The sequence below is a fragment of the Photorhabdus sp. P32 genome (assembly GCF_038085095.1).
In the GTDB taxonomy this organism is placed as follows: Bacteria; Pseudomonadota; Gammaproteobacteria; order Enterobacterales; family Enterobacteriaceae; genus Photorhabdus; species Photorhabdus luminescens.
In genome coordinates, this window is the sequence record NZ_JAZGJN010000120.1 from 1 (window position 1) to 1,641 (window position 1,641).

General features: G+C 43.4%; 2 protein-coding genes. Both read left to right on the plus strand.

The window, feature by feature from the left end; translation table 11 throughout:
- Nucleotides 1–1,047 (plus strand): RHS repeat domain-containing protein (locus V2H77_RS00645; RefSeq protein WP_341497260.1); only part of this gene is annotated, 1,047 nt, incomplete at its 5' end.
- Nucleotides 1,044–1,445, plus strand: a complete 402-nt coding sequence (locus tag V2H77_RS00650; RefSeq protein WP_341497261.1) for an immunity 22 family protein — start codon at nucleotides 1,044–1,046, stop codon at nucleotides 1,443–1,445. The genes V2H77_RS00645 and V2H77_RS00650, both read left to right, overlap by 4 nt.
- The last annotated feature ends 196 nt before the right edge of the window (nucleotides 1,446–1,641 follow it).

Here is a 1,641-nt window from a genome sequence, read left to right on the forward strand (position 1 = left end):
GAAGGTTACCGGCCGGCGCTGACGAAATACCGCTGGAACAGCCAGAACCAGCTGACGGGGCTTATCACGCCGGATGACATCCGGTGGGAATATCGCTATGATGCCTTCGGACGACGGACGGAAAAACGGTGTATCCAGACCGGTAAGCTGACCACGTATCTGTGGGACGGCGATGTGCCGGCGGAAATCCGCGAGTATCAGCACGGCCGGCTGAAAATGGTCCGCCATCTGGTGTTTGACGGCTGGGAGCTGATAGCGCAGCAGACGCAACAGTTTACCCTCAATCTGGACAACCGGGTGGAACTGATGGCCGGGGAGGTGCAGACCCAGTATGCGGTCAGCGCGCCGACCGGCGAGCCGCTGGCGCTGTTCGACCCGGCAGGGAAACGGGTCTGGCGGCGACCGAAACAGTCCCTGTACGGGCTGCGGCTGGGCGGACAGGCAGAGAATCCCGAACTGGACCCGGGCCTCCGATTCGCCGGGCAGTTATGGGATGAAGAGTCCGGGCTTTGCTACAATCGGTACCGCTTTTATTCACCGGAAGCCGCGTGTTATCTCAGTCCCGACCCCATTGGGTTGCTTGGAGGAGAGAATCTATATTCATACGTCGGAAATCCGACGGGGTTCATAGATCCTTTAGGATGGGCTGAATGGATGCCCGGTAAGTTTAACGAGTGGTTCAATAAGGCAACAGTTGAAGACATTGTAGCTAATAAAACATCTGTTTCTTCCGCTTTAAGGGGAACTGGAGGAAAACATGAATTATTTCCTGTTTCTTTAGCTGCTAAAGCAAAAGAATTAGGTTTTACAGCAGAAGAACTAAAAAAATATGTTGTAGATACAGACAAGATTACATTCACAAATGTAACAGACTCCAAAGGAAATCCAGTTCCAGATGGCGGACATCATGGAAGCAGAGCAGGCAGGCATTTTCATAATAAATTAATTGCAGATCTGAAAGAAGCTACTAATAAACTAGATGCGAAGAAAATAATAGGCGAGCATCATCGTAATCATATGATATATAATAGGAAGTGTGGGTTATGACAACTGAAAATAGTGTGCATTTATGGATTGGGAATAATTTTTCCTCCGAAGATGAATATATGAAATATTTTGAGTTAGATTATTCTATTGAAGGAAATTTTGATGATCCTAATTATAAACTTTGCCAGTTTTGTAAGGATATTAATCTTCAATGGTATGATGAGGATTTTATAGGAATAATTCCACGTCGCCATGAAAATGTTTCTATAGATGAAATTTTAATTGATGCCGCTGTTGATCAAAGCGAATTTCAATCAATAAAAGACATATGTAATAGATTAGGAATAAAAGAAGCAAATGCCATCTTTTGGTATCAAGATTCAGAGCTGAGCATTAACCCACCATATAAAGAACAATATAATGGATTGAAATACATAGGATTGTTTAAAGGGGACTAATTTATTTACAGCAACAATTTGCTAATTATAGTAGATTATTTATAAATAAAACTATTTGTTCCATAATTGAAAAAAAATCAGGTAAATAACCTTAAATCGGAAGATCCTTGAAATCTTCCGATTTTATTTTTTATCTACCCCCTCCTTTAATTGGTTTTGTAGTCGCCAATGAGGGTCGCGATAGGAGTAGCCGGTA